The organism is Pseudomonas sp. SJZ131, from assembly GCF_007828705.1.
Lineage (GTDB): Bacteria > Pseudomonadota > Gammaproteobacteria > Pseudomonadales > Pseudomonadaceae > Aquipseudomonas > Aquipseudomonas prosekii.
The window spans coordinates 427,718-446,135 of sequence record NZ_VIVC01000006.1; the positions used below are offsets into that span (position 1 = coordinate 427,718).

Here is an 18,418-nt window from a genome sequence, read left to right on the forward strand (position 1 = left end):
CCAAAACGCTTTATCTTGTAGCCCGGCGCGAAACCAAACCCTACATGTAGGGTTTTTGCTTAAAAGCCCAACCACATTTCAGACCTGAAACTCAAGTGCTTTATTGCCTGTTTACGGTTGAACCAAGCGTGTTTTTCAAAGCCCAAACCGCACTTGCGGATGGCACCGTTTTTTAAGACCGAAACGGTCGGAACGGTACGGGTGTTGCAGTCATTTCTGCACCCCTGAAAGGAATCCGGTGTCGAGCCCAGCTCGCTGCCAAAGACTTCGGCAAGGATGCGGCGTCATTAGCCTTTTTCCTACTGTCCAGAAGTCGTTATGCCGGCGCCCGTCGGTTGTAGTGCTTCAGGACAGAACGGTGAGCACCATGACGGTGCTCAAACAAACATAGAGAATGCGGAGACAACCCCCCATGCAAACCGACACAACTCGCGAGAACCCGCAGGGCACCTTGCCGCAGGCCGCTGATTCGACTTCGGATCTGTCCGCCACCGCGCCTGGTCAATTGCGCGTGATCAAGCGTAACGGCACTGTCGTCCCTTATACCGATGACAAAATCACCGTCGCTATCACCAAAGCGTTTCTCGCAGTTGAGGGCGGCACCGCTGCCGCCTCGTCGCGAATCCATGACACCGTTGCCCGCCTGACCGAACAAGTCACCGCAACCTTCAAGCGTCGCATGCCTTCGGGCGGCACTATCCACATCGAAGAAATCCAGGACCAGGTTGAACTGGCCCTGATGCGTGCCGGCGAGCAGAAAGTGGCGCGCGACTACGTGATCTACCGTGACGGTCGTTCGAAAGAACGCGCTGCCCACGCGCCGGTCGAGGAAGCGGTCAACGCACACCCATCGATCCGCATCACCCGCGCCGACGGCACGTTTGCCCCGCTGGACATGGGTCGCTTGAACACCATCGTCACTGAAGCGTGCGAAGGCCTGGAAGAAGTCGACGGCGACCTGATCCAGCGCGAAACCCTGAAAAACCTGTACGACGGCGTGGCCCTGACCGACGTCAACACCGCACTGGTGATGACCGCCCGTACGCTGGTCGAGCGTGAGCCGAACTACTCGTTCGTGACCGCCCGCCTGCTGATGGACACCCTGCGTGCCGAAGGCCTGAGCTTCCTCGAAGTGGCCGAAAGCGCGACCCACCACGAGATGGTCGACCTGTACGCCAAAGCGCTGCCGGCCTACATCGCCAAGGGTATCGAATTCGAATTGCTCAACCCGATCCTGGCCACGTTTGACCTGGAAAAACTCGGCAAGGCTATCAACCACGAGCGCGATCAGCAGTTCACCTACCTGGGCCTGCAAACCCTGTACGACCGTTACTTCATCCACAAGGACGGTATCCGCTTCGAACTGCCGCAGATCTTCTTCATGCGCGTGGCCATGGGCCTGGCGATTGAAGAGAAGCACAAAGAAGACCGTGCAATCGAGTTCTACAACCTGCTGTCGTCCTTCGACTACATGTCCTCGACCCCGACGCTGTTCAACGCCGGCACCCTGCGTCCACAGCTTTCCAGCTGCTACCTGACCACCGTGCCGGATGACCTGTCGGGCATTTACCACGCGATCCACGACAACGCCATGTTGTCGAAATTCGCTGGCGGCCTGGGCAACGACTGGACGCCGGTTCGTGCGCTCGGTTCGTACATCAAGGGCACCAACGGCAAATCCCAGGGCGTTGTACCGTTCCTGAAAGTGGTCAACGACACCGCCGTAGCGGTCAACCAGGGCGGCAAGCGCAAAGGCGCGGTCTGTGCCTACCTGGAAACCTGGCACATGGACATCGAAGAGTTCATCGAGCTGCGCAAGAACACCGGTGATGATCGTCGTCGTACCCACGACATGAACACTGCCAACTGGATCCCTGACCTGTTCATGAAGCGCGTCTTCGATGATGGCCAGTGGACCCTGTTCTCGCCATCCGAAGTGCCGGACCTGCACGACCTGACCGGCAAGGCGTTCGAAGAGCGTTACGAGTACTACGAAGCGCTGTCGCAATACCCGGGCAAGATCAAGCTGTTCAAGACCATTCAGGCCAAAGACCTGTGGCGCAAAATGCTCTCCATGCTGTTTGAAACCGGCCACCCTTGGCTGACCTTCAAAGACCCGTGCAACCTGCGCAGCCCGCAGCAGCACGTGGGCGTGGTCCATAGCTCGAACCTGTGCACCGAAATCACCTTGAACACCAACAAGGACGAAATCGCCGTTTGCAACCTGGGCTCGATCAACCTGCCGAACCACATCACCAACGGCAAGCTCGACACCGCCAAGCTGGAACGTACCGTGAACACCGCCGTGCGCATGCTCGATAACGTTATCGACATCAACTACTACTCGGTGCCGCAAGCGAAGAACTCCAACTTCAAGCACCGTCCGGTCGGCCTCGGCATCATGGGCTTCCAGGACGCGCTGTACCTGCAGCACATTCCTTACGGTTCCGACGCTGCCGTCGAGTTCGCCGACAAGTCGATGGAAGCGGTCAGCTACTACGCGATCCAGGCTTCCTGCGACCTGGCTGACGAGCGCGGCGCTTACGAGACGTTCAAGGGTTCGCTGTGGTCCAAAGGCATTCTGCCGCTGGATTCGCAACAGATCCTGATCGAGCAACGTGGCCAGAAGTACATCGACGTTGACCTGAACGAATCCCTGGACTGGGCACCGGTTCGCGCCCGTGTACAGAAAGGCATTCGTAACTCCAACATCATGGCCATCGCGCCGACCGCGACCATCGCCAACATCACTGGCGTTTCGCAGTCGATCGAACCGACTTATCAGAACCTTTATGTGAAATCGAACCTGTCGGGCGAATTCACCGTGATCAACCCGTACTTGGTTCGCGACCTCAAGGCTCGCGGTCTGTGGGACTCGGTCATGATCAACGACCTGAAGTACTACGACGGTTCGGTGCAGCAGATCGAGCGCATCCCGCAAGAACTCAAAGAGCTCTACGCGACTGCCTTCGAAGTGGACACCAAGTGGATCGTTGACGCGGCCAGCCGTCGTCAGAAGTGGATCGACCAGGCTCAGTCGCTGAACCTGTACATCGCCGGCGCTTCGGGCAAGAAGCTCGACGTGACCTACCGCATGGCTTGGTACCGTGGTCTGAAAACCACTTACTACCTCCGTGCCCTGGCCGCGACCAGCACCGAGAAGTCGACCATCAACACCGGCAAGCTGAACGCGGTTTCCAGCGGCGGCAACCACGGTGACGATTCAGTATTGGCTGCGCCTGCCGGGCCTGCTCCAGTGCCGAAGGCTTGCGCCATCGACGAGCCGGATTGCGAAGCTTGCCAATAAGCCGAGCGGTACGTTGAATCGATAAGCGCTGCGAGGCGCTTGTCTGAAACCCCCGATCTGCCTCTGGCGGACCGGGGGTTTTCTTTTGCCCGCAGGAAAGGGTTGGCCGAGCTGACGCCTTCGCGGGCAAGCCTCGCTCCTACAGGTTTCGCATACCTCGGCGCAATCATTGCCACCTGTAGGGTCGAGGCTTGCCCGCGAAGAGGCCATCAAGCACGGCCAACTGTGGGAGCGATGCTTGCTCGCGAAGGCGCCCTCCCCGCCAACACAAATCCCATTGCCAGCCACCAAACCCCGGCCACAAAAAAGCCCCTCTTCCGAGGGGCTCCTTGTGCAGCGCTACAACCCAACCAACATCAAGCCATCTGAATGATGGTCTGCATGATGGTGCTCTGGGTCGAGATGGTTTTGGCGTTCGCCTGGTAGTTGCTCTGGCCCTTGATCAAATCAACCAGTTCGTTGGTCAGGTTGACGTTGGACTCTTCCAGCGCGTTGGACTGGATCGAACCCAAGGTGCCGGTTTCCGGCGAATCGTAGCCCGGGATGCCCGACGCGTAGGTTTCTTTCCAGCTAGTGCCACCCACCGGTTGCAGGCCCTGCTCGTTGGTGAAGCTGGCGAGCGCGATCTGCCCGATCGGCTTGGTCTGGTTGTTGCTGAAGTTGGCCAGCAACACACCGCTGCCGTCGATGGTCAGGTTGGTGATCTGGCCAGTTGCGTAACCGTTCTGCGTTGGAATCGAACGTGCGGTGTCAGCGTTGTACTGCGTGGTGTCGGCCATGGAAATGCTCATGCCGGCCGGATCGGCGGAAGCGCCGTTCGGCGCCCACACACCATTGGTCACGGTGCCTGGCACCCAACCGGTGACTTTCAGATCAGGGCTGACGATTGGCGTCGGCGTGGCCGGCGTGGTCACCGAGACCAGTTTGCCCGAGCTGTTGAACGACATGGTCGAAGCAACCGGCGGGGTCGCTGCGTTGGTCGGATCGCTGCCATCCGGGTTACGGCCATCGATCAGCGTGTAGGTTTTCCAGGTGTTAGCGCCCGTCTTGACCATGTACTGGTCCATGTCGTGCTTGTTGCCCTGGGTATCGTAGACCGGCGTGGTGAACTGCTTGGTGAAGGACGCCGATTTGCTCGGGTCGAACGGGTTGGCAACCTGATCGATATCCGTTGCAGTGGAGTTCAGGTTGATCGTCGAAGCAATGCTGGTGGTGGTTTTCGGCGCCAGGTTCGAGGTGTCGATGCGCAGGTCACTGAGAACGCCGTTGGCGATCTTGCCGCTGGCATCGACGCCGTAGCCCTGCAGTTTTGCAGTGCCGTCGGAGTTGGTAACAAAACCTTCCTTGTCGACTTTGAACGTACCGGCACGGGTGTAGGACAGCGAGCCATTGTTGCTCAGGGTAAAGAAACCCGAACCGTTGATGCCCATGTCCAGTACGTTGCCGGTGTTGCTGATGTCGCCCTGGGTGAACTGCTGGGAAACGTTGGCCAGGCGCACACCGTTACCGACGGTTTTGCTGCCCGAACCCAGCTTGGTCGCCGAGTACACGTCTTCGAATTCTGCACGGGACGATTTGAAACCGGTGGTCGCGACGTTGGCGATGTTGTTGCCGGTCACGTCCAGTTGTTTGTTGGCTGCATAGAGACCGCTAAGGCCGATATTGAAAGACATATTCCACTCCTTTGTGCCGGGTTAGTCGGCTCTATATACCAATGGTTTGAACTTTGGACAGGGCGACCGGGCCCAGGCCTGCGAGGTTGAGCATCAGCTCGCCGCCGGTCTGGCTGAGGGTCACGCTGTTGACCGTGGCCGGCAGATACACCGCCAGGTCCGTGGCCTTGCCGTCGATTGGCGCACTGGCCTTGACGTTATAGGTGCCGACCGGCACCACGGCGCCGCTCGAATCCTTGCCATCCCACGTGAAGCTGGCACTGCCGGCCGCGCGTGCGCCAAGGTCGATGGTGCGGATCGCTTTGCCATCCTTGTCGGTAATGGTCACGGTGCCGCCGGCGATCGACGTCGACAGGTTGACCGAGCCGGTCACCGGTTTGGTCGGATCATCGACCTGCACCGAACCGGTCTGCACGATCACCGAACGGCCGACCAGCGACGACGCCTGCAACGCTTGCGAAGAGCTGTAGTTGCCGGCAATCGAGGTCACCGTGTCGTTCAACGTGGTGATGCCTTCCAGGCTGCTGAACTGCGCCAACTGCGCGACGAACGCACTGTTGTCTTGCGGGTCCAGCGGGTTCTGGTTTTTCAGTTGGGTAACCAGCAGTTGCAGGAAGGCATCTTTGCCCAGCTTCTGGCTGCCAGTGGCGCTGTTGGTCGCGGAGGCAATGCCGTCACCCGTGGAGCTGCTCGACTTGACTGACGAGTTCGCCAGAATGTCGTTCATGCTCAGGCCAGCGGTGGAATCGGTAACACTCATCTGAGTCGCCCCTTGTTACTGACCGAGGGTCAGCACCTTCTGCATCATTGTTTTGGCGGTGTTCATCATCTCGGCGTTGGTCTGGAACGAACGGCTCGCGGAAATCATGTCGGCCATTTCTTCAACGACGTTGACGTTCGGGTAGTAGACGTAACCCTTGGCGTCCGCCGCCGGATGGCCCGGCTCGTAACGCGCTTCGAGTTCGGCCTGGTCCTCGACCACGCCCAGTACTTGCACGCCTTGACCGGCAGCGTCCTGGTTCTGGAACAGCGAATCGCTGCCGCCAGCCTGGCCGCCCTGGAACATGGTGGCGAATACCGGGTGGCGCGCGCGATAGGTCTGGTCGATGCTCGACGAGACGGTTTCGGCGTTGGCGATGTTCGAGGCGACGGTGTTCAAACGTGTGGTCTGGGCACTCATGCCGCTACCGGCAATGTTGAAAACACTGGCTAGGGACATGACTTACTCTCCGCGCAGGGCTGCAACCAGCCCTTTGAATTTGCTGTTGAGCAGGGTGAAGCTGGCCTGGAAGTTGACCGCGTTTTCCGCGTAGCTCGACTGTTCCAGTTGCGCGTCCACGGTGTTCTGGTCGAGCGACGGCTGCATCGGCGTGCGATACAGCAGCGACTCGTCGCCATTGCTCAGGCCTTCGGCTTCGATATGACGGTTGTTGGTCATGTTCAAGGCGAATGCGCCGTTCTTGGTTTTCTCGCTTTGCGCGGCAAGCACGGCGGAGAAGTCCAGATCCCGAGCCTTGTAGTTCGGGGTGTCGGCGTTGGCGATGTTGTTGGCCAGGACTTCTGCACGCTGGGCGCGGAAGCCCAGGGCTTTCTCGTGGATACCGAGCGCGTTATCGAAGCTGATGCTCATGGCGGGAACCTTCGGGTGACCGGATTTTTCGTTAACTGGACCATAGCAAGCAGCGTGCCAATTCAAAAAACCCCGTAAACCGGGGGTTTGCGGGCAGCGGCAACGCGGCAATGCCAGAAAAGCGGCAACCGGTTTCCGCTGGCTGCCGCTTTTCTGCCGCTTTGCCACGGACAACATCAATCACCTGTAGGGATGCAAAAGCAGCGCGCATAAAAAAGGAGTCCATGAGGACTCCCTTTTTAAGCGCGCTGCTTTTTGCATCACTTCGCCTGGTAAATAATCCCCGGGCTGCACTGGACCATCTGGTAATGATCGGGCAAACCGTTCAGCGCTTCCGATGCGCCAAGGAACAGGTAACCGCCCGGCTTCAGCGTGCTGTGGATGCGCAACAGAATGTCTTTCTTCACCTCGGCGGAGAAGTAAATCAACACGTTGCGGCAGAACACGATGTCGAACTTGCCCAGCGCCGCGTAGCTGTCGAGCAAGTTGAAAGAGCGAAACTCGACGCGACTCTTGATCGGTGCCTTGATCGCCCAGCGGCCCGGCCCTTTCGGGTCGAAGTAACGCTGCAGGCGCTCGGGCGACAAACCGCGACCGATCGCCAGGCTGTCGTATTCGCCGGTCTTGCAGTTGGTCAACATGGTGCCGGACAGGTCAGTGGCAACAATCTGCACGCCCATCTTCAACTGGCCCATGTTGACGCGCTCGAACTCGTCGATCGACATCGACAGCGAATACGGTTCCTGACCCGACGAGCACGCCGCCGACCAGATCCGCAGACGCTGGCCGGGAGCTGCCTTGATCGCCGCAGGCAAGACCTTGTTCTTCAAGACTTCAAACGGATAGGTGTCACGAAACCACAGGGTTTCGTTGGTGGTCATGGCATCCACCACCATTTCACGCAAACCACTGCGCGGCTGGGTCTGGATGCGCTGCACCAACTCACCCAGGGACTTGATGCCCTGCTGTTCCATCAGTTTGTTGAGACGGCTCGACACCAGGTATTGCTTGTTTTCACCAAGCAAAATGCCACAGGCTTTTTCCAGGAATACCCGGAACTGTTCGAAATCCAAATTACCCGTAGACAAAGATACCGCCTCTTAAATCGTGTGAACTGCCAGGGGCAAAAGGCCCCTAGCTGATGTCTGCTGCTTTGATCCGGTCGACTACCCGGGATGCCAGGTCATCAGGACGGAATTTGGCCAGGAAGTCATCGGCACCGACTTTCTTGACCATCGCCTGATTGAATACACCCGACAACGAAGTATGCAGGATGATATGGAGCTTTTGCATGCGCGGGTCGCTGCGGATTTCGGCCGTCAGCGTATACCCGTCCATCTCCGGCATCTCGATGTCGGAAATCATCATCAAGAATTCTTCTTCCGGTTTCTTCCCCTCGTCGACCAGTTTGCGCAGGTAATCCAGCGCTTGCCGACCATCGTTCAGCGCCACCACTTCGACGCCAACCGTCTGCAGACAACGCGAGACCTGCTTGCGTGCCACCGACGAGTCATCAACCGTCAAAACGCGCAAGGACAACGCCTTGTGCTGGGTTTCGACATCGACCACACCGGCGGAAATCGCTTCCGGGGTCGGCGCGACTTCAGCGAGGATCTTCTCGACGTCGATGATTTCGACTAACTGATTGTCGACCCGAGTCACAGCCGTCAGGTAATGATCGCGTCCAGTGCCCTTGGGTGGCGGATGAATCTCCTCCCAGTTCATGTTGACGATGCGCTCCACCGACCGAACCAGGAAACCCTGAGTCTTGGTGTTGTACTCCGTGATGATCACGAAAGGACTGTTCTTGTCTTTCAACGCTCCGGAACCTGTGGCCATCGCCAGATCCAGAATCGGAATCGTTGCCCCGCGAATATTTGCCACACCGCACACGACGGGACTGGACTTGGGCATCACGGTCAGCTTGGGGCATTGCAGCACCTCACGAACCTTGAATACGTTGATCCCATAAAGCTGTTTGCCGTCGAGACGGAACAACAACAGCTCCAGGCGATTCTGCCCTACCAGTTGCGTGCGCTGGTTTACCGAATCCATTACACCAGCCATGCCCAGACTCCCCACACCCACCAACGCTAAGTTGTGTTGCGACGCACATTCATCACTAAACGGCACGGCGCTTGCTTTTTAACCCGTATGAACGAACAAACGACATTTTTCCGACGCCTGACATCAAACTACCGCAAATTGCTTTGCGTGATGTCGGCCGTTTGCCTTTTGCCCCTTGGCAGCCCTGCCGTTGCTGACGCGGTTACCTTGCCTGATATGCTTATCGGCGTGACTCAGGGGTTTCTTGAGTTCACTGTTGAAGACTATTTGGCGACCAGTCAAACCGAGGGCCGCTACGAGATCGAAGTCAAACAGCTCGATCCGCGTATGCGCATGCCCATGTGCGACAAGGAATTGACAGCCACGCTGGAGAGTCCGGCAACGCCGATTGGCCGGGTTACGGTCAAGCTGCGGTGTGAAGGCAATTCACCGTGGACGGTGTTCGTACCCGCTCAAGTACGCCTGTTTCGGGAAGTCGTCACCACCACTCGGCCTCTCAAGCGTAGCGGCATTATCGAACCTGGCGATGTTGCTTTGCGTGAGCGCGACATCAGCCTGATCAATCAGGGTTACTTCACCTCGGTTGACCAAGCGATTGGGCAGAAACTTACCCGACCAACGGTTGCCGATCAGGTGATGACCCTGGTTCACCTCGAACAGGCAGAAGTGGTGCGCAAGGGCGATCAAGTGGTGATCACCGCCCGCAGCGGTACGCTCAGCGTGCGCATGCCCGGCGAAGCGTTGTCCAATGGCGGCATGGCCCAGCAAATACGGGTGAAAAACCTTAATTCGATGCGCGTGATCAAGGCGCAAGTCACCGCGCCGGGTCAGGTGGAAGTGTCCATGTGAGGTCAGGGATGTAGCGAACCTATGGCGCGCCGCTTGGCGCATGCCTAAACTGTGCCCATGCAACTCAAGTGGTGGCGCGTTGCAGCTCATTGTTTAAATGAGCCTAAAGTTTTCGCAGGGAGTGCCGAAAACATGGCAAGCGTCCAAATACCCAGAGGTTTTTTGTCATGGTCATCGATTTCAGCCGTCTAAATAACTCCTCGTCACTTTCGGGCAGTACACGTACCAGCGCCGCCAAGGAAAACGCCGACGCCGGCAAATCCGCAGCGCTGAATACTCCGGCCGAACAGGCCGCTACCGTTAAAAGCGGGGAATCGGTACACCTCAGCAATGAGGCTCAACAGTTGCAGAAGGTCACTGACAAGCTGCGCGATCAACCTGCCGTCGACAACGCCCGTGTGGCCGAGTTGAAAGCAGCAATCGCCGATGGCAGCTATAAAGTCGACAGCAGCCGTGTAGCCAGCAAACTGCTCAACTTCGAAGCCCAGCGCTAGGCCTTCGCCTGCGCCGGCTTTTGGACGCTTAAAACCCAAGGCCAGCCATGCACGACACTAATTTATTGCAATTGATCACCGATGACTTTGCTCCAGCTCAACGTTTGCTGGAGTTGTTGCAAACCGAGTCCCTCGCTTTGCACGGTCGTGACATGCCACTGCTCGAAGAAATTCTGGCGCAGAAACAGGCACTGATCATTCTGCTCGAACAGCATGGCCGCAAGCGCAGCGAAATCCTCGTCAGCCTCAACCTGCCCATGACCCGCGAGGGTCTTGAGCAACTCGCCAGCCATTCAAGCATCGGCGACCAGTTGCTGGCGCAGAGCGACGTGCTGACCGATCTGCTGGCTCAATGCCAAGCGGCCAACGTCAAAAATGGCCAGTCGATCCTGATGCAGCAGGCCGCCACCGCCAATCAATTGAAGATTCTCACCGGCGGTGAACCTCCAGCGCTATATGACGCCCGCGGCTCCACCGCCAAGCTTGCCAAGCCCCGCCCGCTCAGCCAGGCGTGAGCGCGCAAATCAGCACGCCCTATCAAGACACGAAACATGCTGGCAGAATGCTAGCCAATGCTGCTAGTAGTCATATTTTGTCTGGAGATTGATGAACCGTGTTCAATGCCTCAAGCGCGGATGATGCTCCGCAGCCACCCAAGGTGCTCACCACTGCCCTGGAAATCTCCGGCAACCTGCGCCAGCTGCAAGACAGCCATGATCCGCTGATCATCACGTTCCACGAACGTAGCCAGCGTTTCCAGAGCTATCTGGTGGACATCGATCGCGACAGCAACACAATGGCGCTGGACGAGATGATCCCGCGCGACGGTGAACGTTTTCTGCTGGCCGGCGAACCCTATCGCGTCGAAGGCTTCCACGACGGTGTGCGCATCGCCTGGGACAGCAATGGCCCGCTGACCATCAGCGAAACCGATGGCGCGCGCTGCTACCGTGGCGCGCTGCCGGCCGAAGTGGTTTATCACCAGCGCCGCAACGCCTTCCGCGCCGCGTTGAAACTGGCCCAACTGGTCAGCGTCGAACTGGGCGGCGACAAACTCAAGTCGCCCATCAGCGGCAAGTTGCTGGATATCTCCGCGACCGGCTGCAAGTTGCGCTTCGAGGGCGATATCACCTCCAGCCTGCAACTGGGCCAGGTCTACGACCGTTTCATCGCCGCCCTGCCCTTCGGCAGCATGACCGCGCCGGTTGAATTGCGTTACCTGCACTTCGAAGAAAGAATCTCCACAACGTTCGCTGGCGTGCGCTTTCACAATATGAGCGGGCTGGTGCAACGGCAGGTCGAACGCTTCGTCTATCAGCTGCAACGCGAAGCGCGGCGCTTTGATAAAGACGACATGTAGAATTATCCCGCGCCAATAAAAACGGGCAGTCCCTTGCGGTGACTGCCCGTTTTTTTGCGCCTATTTCAAGGCCTGGCTTCGGTAAAGCTTTGTTCGCGTCCGGCGTCCGGGTCTTCCGGCTCGTCGGTGGCGGGGTCGGATTCTGGTTGCTGTTCCGGCTCAGGCTCTGGTTCAGGCTCGACCGGATTGTGCATCTGCTCCTGCACTACTTGCTCGTCGACACGCGGATCGAGCGCCGCAACCAGCGGCGAGCTCGACATGCTGTCCGGCATGGCGACGTGATGCAGCGGCGCATCGTCGACCACGTGCAGATTGGTCACCGCTTTCGGGCGAATCCGCCACACCAGCACCAACGCGAAGAAACTGAAAAAGGCATAGAGCATTTGACTGCCGAACAGCTTCATCAGCACGCCGGCGGCTAATGGCCCGATGCTCGCACCGACGCCGTAAGTCACCAGCAACATCGCCGTCAGCGACACTCGGCGATCACCCTCGACGTGGTCATTGGAGAACGCCACGGCCAGCGGATACAAACAGAACTGCACCAGCGAACAGAGGAAACCGGCGATGAACAGCACCTCAAGCGGCACTTCGGTCATGATCGCCAGTGGCAACGCCGCCACCGCCAGGCAAAGCGCAAAGCAGCGGATCAGCAGCGCCCGATCATAACGATCGGACAACCAGCCCAACGGCCACTGCACCACCAGACCGGCAAAAATGCAGCTACCCATGAACAGACCAACCTGCTCCGTCGATAGCCCTTGCTGGGAGGCATACAGCGGCGCGAGACCGTAGAACGAACCGACGATCAAACCGGCACCGAGCACCGTGCTCAATGACTGCGGCACACGTTTGATAAAGAAGCGCGGCTCCATCGGCGCCGGGTGCAGCGCCGCCGGGTGAATGCGTCGGGTCAGGGCCACCGGCACCAGACACAAGGCGAAACACAGCGCGACCAGCATCAGCAGTTCCAGGCCCAATCCCGGATGCAGAACCAGGATCAGTTGGCCCAACACCAGCCCCAGGTACGAAGCGATCATGTAACCGCTGAATACCAGACCGCGTTGCTTGGCCTCAGCCTGCTCGTTGAGCCAGCTCTCGATGACCATGTACTGGCACATCATGCCGAGACCGACGATCACCCGCAAAAACAGCCACGCCGGCAGCCAGTCAATCAACCCGTGGCCCAACACGGCGGCGCCGACGATCCCGGCGCACGCGGCATAGGCACGAATGTGGCCGACCCGGGCAATCAGCCGGTGACCAATCTTGCCGCCCAATACCAGGCCGAAATAGTTCGCCGCCATCAACGCACCGACCCACAAACTGTCGACGTTGTCAGCGGCCAGGCGCAAGGCCAGATAGGTGCTTAAAAGGCCTGAGCCGATCAACATCATCAGCGAGGCAAAATACAGCGCTCGAAAGGATTTCCAGATTTGGCGCATCGGCGTTCCGAGCGGCTCCTTGCAGTGGATCGGGCTATCGGTAATCGATAGCCCGAAGACGACGGATCGTCAGGCCTGGGCTGCTAAAACACGCCGTTCCCAGGGAGTAATTTCATCAAAGAAGCTGGTCAATTCCATGGTCTTCGAAGCGACGTAGCCTTCGATGAACTCCTTGCCAAACAGTTCCATCGCCAATTGACTACGCTTCAGACGCTCAAGAGCGGCATGCAAGGTACATGGCAACGAAAGATTATCCGGCACGACAAATTCGCCCTGAATTGCCGCGCTCGGTTCGAGCTCGTTTTCGATGCCGTGCAGCCCGGCAGCCAGGCTCGCGGCGATCGCCAGGTACGGATTGGCATCGGCGCCAGGCAGGCGATTTTCCACGCGCCGGGCCACCGGCGAACTCGCCGGAATGCGCAAACCGGCCGCCCGGTTATCTTCGGACCAGCAAGCGTTGTTCGGCGAGGCGAACGGATGGCACAAGCGCTGGTACGAATTGACGTTGGGCGCGAACAGCGCGGTGAAGTCCGCCATGCCAGCCTGCTGCCCACCAATGAAATGCCGGAACGTCGCGGTCGGTTCGCCACGCTGGTCGCTGAACACATTACGCCCGCTGCCGATTTCGACGATGCTCTGGTGAATATGCATCGAACTGCCTGGCGTGTGCGCCAAAGGTTTGGCCATGCACACCACGGTCAAACCGTGCTTGAGCGCGACTTCTTTCAACAGGTGCTTGAACAGGAATGTCTGATCGGCCAGCAGCAACGGATCGCCATGAAGCAAATTGATCTCGAACTGACTGACGCCCATCTCGTGCATGAAGGTGTCGCGCGGCAAGCCCAGCGCGGCCATGCATTCGTAGACTTCGCTGAAGAACGGGCGCAGGCCGTTGTTGGAGCTGACGCTGAATGCCGAATGCCCGTCCTCGCGACGACCGTCCAGGCCCAGCGGCGGCTGGAACGGTTGGGTCGGATCGGGATTGGGCGCGAACACGAAGAACTCAAGTTCAGTCGCCACCACCGGCGCCAAACCGCGCGCGGCGTAACGGGCAATGACCGCTTTGAGCTGGCCGCGCGTCGACAGCGCCGAGCTCTCGCCGCTCAATTCGTCGGCGTCGCAAATGGCCAACGCGCGCGGCTGGCGGCTCCAGGGCAAGCGGTGAATCTGCGCGGGGTCCGGCACCAACGCGAGGTCGCCGTCATCGCTGCCATAAAACCGCGCTGGCGGATATCCGCCCATGATGCATTGCAGCAGCACGCCCCGCGCCATCTGCAACCGTCGCCCTTCGAGGAATCCCTCGGCGGTCATCACTTTGCCCCGTGGTACGCCGTTCAAATCCGGCGTGACACATTCAATCTCATCAATGCCGGTCAATCGCTGAGCGAGTGAGCGCTGGCCATCGGTTGTCATGACGCAATCCTTGTTGTTGTGCGAGCCGCGAACGGCGACCCGAACAAAATAGGCTCCGCCCGTTCGGAATATCAAGCACCGGCGAACAAAAAGGCCTGCTGCATCGTTTCAGGGTAAATAAACACTGAACACGCCGCCGCCAAGCGGGCCGCCATTGCTGATGCGGGTGAAACCGCCGACGCCATTGCGCTGATGCAACGCGGCAATCCGTCCGGCGAAATACAAACCCAGGCCGGTGCTGCCGCTGCTGTGGTTGATGCCCTGCACGTAATCGGCCTGGCGCTCGATCATCTGCGCCGGGTAGCCTTCGCCATCGTCGTTGACCGTGATAACCAACTGACCGGCCTCGTCGCTGACCGTAATCAACAACGAATCGCGGGCAAAACGGATCGCGTTGTTGATGCTGTTGCCGAGCACCGTCGCAATCAGTTCGCGGTCGAAGAAACCCAACGGACTCAGCGGATCGACCTCGTAGGTGGCCATGATGCCGCGACTGGCGAACACGTCCTGATGCGCGGCCAGTTGCGCTTCGATGAAGTCGTCGAGCTCGTGGTAAGCCGGCTGCAACGGCATCTGATTGACGCCAAGCTTGTACAGCCCGAGCAACTGCACAAGCATGCCATTAAGGTGGGCGAATTCGAACTCGATAACGCCTTGCTCCTTGCTCTGCTGCTGATCCGGCGAGCGCGCGAGCCATTGGCTGTGGGCCTGCATCAACATCGCCAGGGAGTTCTTCATGTCGTGCACGGTGGAGGCAATCACCGTGGAAAAATCGAGAGCCTGTTGAGTGTCGTTCATTCGCCAAACGCCTTGCTTCGCAGCTTCTGATAACGGGGAAAACGCGGATCAGTATCGGGCATCATGCCGACCGTTTTCAGGCAGGCGCGACACGCCTCAAGTTCCGCCGACGGCACGCTGGTGTCCGTGCCGTGCAGCAACGATTGCGCCATGTTCAACGCGATACTGATGTTCTTCGGTTGCAGCGCCAGAGCTTTGCGGAACACGTCCCGCGCTTCCACCAGGTTGCCGGCCTTGTACACGCGCACGCCTTGGCGGTTGAGGTCGGCGGCGGCATTGCCGGCATTGAGGATAGTCGGGTCGTCGGTCAGCTTGGCGATGCCTTGCATCACCGATGGGTCGTCACCGTAAATCTCCGCGCAGTTTTTCAGCATCGACGCACCGGCGTCCGCCTGACCGAGCATTTGCAGTTGCTTGGCGACGAGTAGCGCGGCGTCGGCGCTCATGAATTGCTCCATGCCTTCGATGCGCATCATCGCTTGCTCGGTGAGCTTTTCCGCGGTCTCGGCATCGTTGAGCAGCAGGCTGGTGGCTTTCATCAGCCGCGCACGCACCTGCAGGCCGGGGTCGGAAGGATTCTCCTTGGCCACCGCGCTGAGTGTGGTGTTGATTTCCAGTCGTGTGCGCGTGTCGAGGCCCTTGTCGCTGCCCTTGCTAATCAAGGCATGCGCGAGGCCGAGGTTGCTTTCGGCATCCTTGAAACGCGACTGCGCACCTTGCGACACGGCTTGGCGATAGGCTTTGGAGGCCGTTTCGAAATCTTCGTTGGTCATGGCCAACTTACCCAGCAACGCCTGACGCCGCACCGCCAGTGGCGACAGGCGAATGGCTTCTTCCAGAATGCGCTGGGCACCTTTGGTATCACCCTGAGCAATCAACACGTCGGCCATGCCGTCATACAGTGCCGGCATCATCGGAAACACTTTCAGGGCTTTTTCATACACTTCTTTGGCCTGAGTGACCTGTCCGCGCTTGAACAGCAACTTGCCCAACCCGGCGAATGCCCACGGCAGTGGCCGATCAGCAATGATGCTGTCGTAGAGGCGTTCCAGCGCGTCGTTCTGATTCAGGTCGCGCAAGGCATCGGCGCGATAACGCAGGCACAGCGGCGCATAACGCACGTCCTGCTTGCACAGGGCGATGCAGGCATTGAGCACTTCCACCGGTTTGTTGCGATCAAGCGCTTGCAGGATCGGCTTGAGCAAGGTCTTGCGCTGCACCAGTCGCTCAAGCCGCTGAGCGAGGCCGGAGCGGTTGAACGGTTTGGTCAGGTACGCGTCGGGCTCATGCTCGAGGGCGCTGAGTACCATGGCTTGGCTGGTTTCGGCGGTGACCATGACGAACACGCTTTCATGGCTGATCAGTTTCTCGATCATCAGGTCTTCGAGCACCTGTTGACCGTTCTTCTTGCCATCGCCGAGGTGAAAGTCCTGGAGGATGAAGTCATACGACTTCTGCCCACACATGCGCAGCGCCTGCTCACCGGTATCAGCGGTGTCGACATCCTTGACGCCCAGTTCACGCAGCATGGACCTGACGGAGCTGCGGAAATCCGAGAAATCATCGACGATCAGAAAACTCTTTTGGTGATACGACAGCATCGAAGATTTCCAGGCAATTTAAGAAGAACAACCCAAAGGCAAACATACGATTTCGCGCGCCCGTGAGGGACTGGCGAACGGCTGCAGATAAAGTAAACAACGGCCGTTCGGGTTATCGGCCAGCAGTGGCGTTCTCTTGAAGAGTTCTGCGCAGAATCATGTATTGAGAGGCCTGGTTGATGCACACTTTGCCGGGACTTACTTACTCTACGAACTCAAGGTCTTATTACGTGTACACCAAAGGACGCTGGATTTTGTCTGCCTGTGCATTGCTCTCTACTGAGCATGCGCTGGCGACTGGAATGGATTGCACGAAAGCGGTGAGCACCGTCGAGAAATCCATCTGCGCGAATGCCGCGCTATACGCGTTGGATACGCAGATGGGCGCGGCTTATCGGGCGCTGGTCAAGGCCAGTTCCGAACAACAGGTTGAATTGCGAACGGCGCAGCGTGCGTGGCTGAAGAGTCGTGATCGTTGCGTAGAAGATGTTGCGTGTCTTGATCAGCGCTATCGCGAACGCTTGCAGGAGTTGAGGGCGCATTGGAGTGATGCAGTTGCTTACAGGCCGGATGATGTCGACAAGTTGGCATCTGAAGATTTACGGCAAGCGATAGAAAAGTCCGACCCTGAGTTTCCTTTGGAGCGGGTGTTAGGCTCGCTGGCGGTCAAGGTTGGAACGACCGATTTTTCAAGCGAGGGCGCTGATGACGAGCCTCATCTGCCCACGACTGCCCCGGCGGGGGTGACAAAGGATGAATGGAAGGCTTTGGCTGCTTCTGAGATTCCCGGGGACTACGGAACCCGGTCATACACGTTGATGGACCTGGACGGCGATGGACTTCGGGATTTGGTGGTCGATACCTATACCGGCGGCACTGGGTTGTTTGAGTACATTGAGACGTTTCGGCGCAGTGGCGATGTTTTTGTAAAGAGAGTCGCCGCGCCTGATTCTGAAACGAGTTCTGAAAGCTTTCTTTTTTCTCTGAGTGGTCGCGGGGCGAATCAAACCGTGACGTGGGTGAAGATTCGTGGACGCATTTATGCGGCTTATCAGAATAGTTATTACGGGGTTGATCATGTTTACCTGCTCAATCCATTGAAGCTGAACGGCGATGTCCCGACGGTAAGTGTCAACTATCGCTACGAGCTGTCTGTACCCAAGACTCAGAAAGATGAAGAAACAGGAGTGGTAACGACGCTGGACGCGGCGCTGCATACAGCGCTGACTCAAGCATTAAGTGAAGTCAGCAAGACTGAAGCGAAAGATGTGGGCGATCAGAGCCGTCCGTTGTGCCCTATTCCACCGACAGGTGAGGGTGACGGCGCTTATTCCTCTTATGGCACCGGGCATTACACGTTTGAAATTGTCGGTGATATGTCGATCACGCTGGGCAGCGATTGTTATATCGGGCGATTGATGGATTGGTTCGGAGGTTATAACGCCAAGGACGGGCTGTATGCGCAACTTTTGATGCGTAAGCCAGAGACCGTAGATGGCGGGCGTGGTTATCAGGTTAATGGGCGACGGAGTATGACGGGGGTGACGACTTCGGTTGGGAAAGTTGAAGGCGACAATGGTATTTAGTGGGTTGGGTTGGTTCTGTGGTTTGATTTTCGGTAGATGTAAGAAAGCCCCACCAGACGTTGTCTGAGTGGGGCTTTTTTGTAGGCGCGTTTTGTGTTTGTAGCGGACAAACAAAACCCCTACCTGCATACGCAGATAGGGGTTTCGGAATTTAATCTTGACGATGACCTACTCTCACATGGGGAAACCCCACAC

17 protein-coding genes are annotated in these 18,418 nt (G+C 58.3%); 6 read left to right on the plus strand and 11 right to left on the minus strand.

The features are described 5' to 3' along the window. Positions 1 to 412 precede the first annotated feature (412 nt). The gene (locus FBY12_RS25250) at positions 413 to 3,307 is read left to right on the plus strand and encodes a ribonucleoside-diphosphate reductase subunit alpha (protein WP_145256966.1); all 2,895 of its coding nucleotides are present in this window, start codon (positions 413 to 415) and stop codon (positions 3,305 to 3,307) included. Between the two features lie 356 nt (positions 3,308 to 3,663). On the opposite strand, the gene flgE is transcribed toward FBY12_RS25250, so the two are convergent. Genes flgE through FBY12_RS25285 form a run of 7 tightly spaced genes read right to left on the minus strand, consistent with a single transcriptional unit; the run spans position 3,664 to position 8,677 of the window. Next, the gene (flgE, locus tag FBY12_RS25255) at positions 3,664 to 4,980 is read right to left on the minus strand and encodes a flagellar hook protein FlgE (RefSeq protein WP_145256970.1); all 1,317 of its coding nucleotides are present in this window, start codon (positions 4,978 to 4,980) and stop codon (positions 3,664 to 3,666) included. Between the two features lie 31 nt (positions 4,981 to 5,011). After that, entirely contained in the window at positions 5,012 to 5,740 is a 729-nt protein-coding gene (flgD, locus tag FBY12_RS25260) for a flagellar hook assembly protein FlgD (protein ID WP_145256972.1), read from the minus strand. A 15-nt stretch (positions 5,741 to 5,755) separates the two neighbouring features. Continuing rightward, the gene (flgC, locus tag FBY12_RS25265; RefSeq protein WP_092279098.1) at positions 5,756 to 6,199 is read right to left on the minus strand and encodes a flagellar basal body rod protein FlgC; all 444 of its coding nucleotides are present in this window, start codon (positions 6,197 to 6,199) and stop codon (positions 5,756 to 5,758) included. Positions 6,200 to 6,202: 3 nt separating this feature from the next. Then, positions 6,203 to 6,610 (minus strand): flagellar basal body rod protein FlgB, encoded by a 408-nt coding sequence (gene flgB / locus FBY12_RS25270; protein ID WP_092279096.1) that lies wholly within the window; start codon positions 6,608 to 6,610, stop codon positions 6,203 to 6,205. Between the two features lie 31 nt (positions 6,611 to 6,641). Beyond that, on the minus strand, positions 6,642 to 6,836 hold the full coding sequence (locus FBY12_RS25275) for a hypothetical protein (RefSeq protein ID WP_145256975.1): 195 nt from the start codon (positions 6,834 to 6,836) through the stop codon (positions 6,642 to 6,644). Positions 6,837 to 6,870: 34 nt separating this feature from the next. Then, positions 6,871 to 7,698 carry a protein-glutamate O-methyltransferase CheR gene (gene cheR, locus FBY12_RS25280; protein ID WP_074879171.1) on the minus strand — a complete coding sequence of 276 codons (828 nt, stop codon included), beginning with the start codon at positions 7,696 to 7,698 and terminating at the stop codon, positions 6,871 to 6,873. Between the two features lie 46 nt (positions 7,699 to 7,744). After that, complete coding sequence (locus FBY12_RS25285; protein ID WP_092279094.1) at positions 7,745 to 8,677, minus strand: chemotaxis protein CheV; 933 nt, start codon at positions 8,675 to 8,677, stop codon at positions 7,745 to 7,747. Positions 8,678 to 8,764: 87 nt separating this feature from the next. Here FBY12_RS25285 and flgA point away from each other — a divergent pair, with 87 nt between their 5' ends. From flgA to FBY12_RS25305, 4 genes are all read left to right on the plus strand, one after another. After that, positions 8,765 to 9,526 carry a flagellar basal body P-ring formation chaperone FlgA gene (gene flgA, locus FBY12_RS25290; RefSeq protein WP_145256978.1) on the plus strand — a complete coding sequence of 254 codons (762 nt, stop codon included), beginning with the start codon at positions 8,765 to 8,767 and terminating at the stop codon, positions 9,524 to 9,526. 167 nt (positions 9,527 to 9,693) lie between these two features. Beyond that, positions 9,694 to 10,020 carry a flagellar biosynthesis anti-sigma factor FlgM gene (flgM, locus tag FBY12_RS25295; RefSeq protein WP_121731408.1) on the plus strand — a complete coding sequence of 109 codons (327 nt, stop codon included), beginning with the start codon at positions 9,694 to 9,696 and terminating at the stop codon, positions 10,018 to 10,020. Between the two features lie 47 nt (positions 10,021 to 10,067). Then, a complete protein-coding gene (locus tag FBY12_RS25300; protein ID WP_092279088.1) occupies positions 10,068 to 10,535 on the plus strand; it encodes a flagella synthesis protein FlgN in 468 nt (155 codons plus the stop codon). Positions 10,536 to 10,633: 98 nt separating this feature from the next. Next, positions 10,634 to 11,380, plus strand: a complete 747-nt coding sequence (locus FBY12_RS25305; RefSeq protein WP_121731409.1) for a flagellar brake protein — start codon at positions 10,634 to 10,636, stop codon at positions 11,378 to 11,380. Between the two features lie 65 nt (positions 11,381 to 11,445). Here the strand turns inward: FBY12_RS25305 and FBY12_RS25310 are convergent, their stop codons facing one another. The 4 genes from FBY12_RS25310 to FBY12_RS25325 form a co-directional block, all read right to left on the minus strand. Beyond that, positions 11,446 to 12,825: an MFS transporter gene (locus FBY12_RS25310; RefSeq protein WP_145256981.1), complete on the minus strand. Its 1,380-nt coding sequence runs from the start codon at positions 12,823 to 12,825 to the stop codon at positions 11,446 to 11,448. Between the two features lie 69 nt (positions 12,826 to 12,894). Beyond that, positions 12,895 to 14,136: a glutamine synthetase family protein gene (locus FBY12_RS25315; protein WP_178111811.1), complete on the minus strand. Its 1,242-nt coding sequence runs from the start codon at positions 14,134 to 14,136 to the stop codon at positions 12,895 to 12,897. Positions 14,137 to 14,346: 210 nt separating this feature from the next. Continuing rightward, positions 14,347 to 15,036, minus strand: a complete 690-nt coding sequence (locus FBY12_RS25320; protein ID WP_145256984.1) for a sensor histidine kinase KdpD — start codon at positions 15,034 to 15,036, stop codon at positions 14,347 to 14,349. After that, positions 15,033 to 16,637 carry a tetratricopeptide repeat-containing response regulator gene (locus FBY12_RS25325; RefSeq protein WP_121731413.1) on the minus strand — a complete coding sequence of 535 codons (1,605 nt, stop codon included), beginning with the start codon at positions 16,635 to 16,637 and terminating at the stop codon, positions 15,033 to 15,035. Before FBY12_RS25325 ends, FBY12_RS25320 begins: the two co-directional genes overlap by 4 nt. Before the next feature lie 230 nt (positions 16,638 to 16,867). Between FBY12_RS25325 and FBY12_RS25330 the strand changes: the two genes are divergently transcribed. Continuing rightward, positions 16,868 to 18,223, plus strand: coding sequence for a lysozyme inhibitor LprI family protein (locus FBY12_RS25330; protein ID WP_145256987.1), 1,356 nt, complete (start codon positions 16,868 to 16,870; stop codon positions 18,221 to 18,223). Positions 18,224 to 18,418 lie beyond the last annotated feature (195 nt).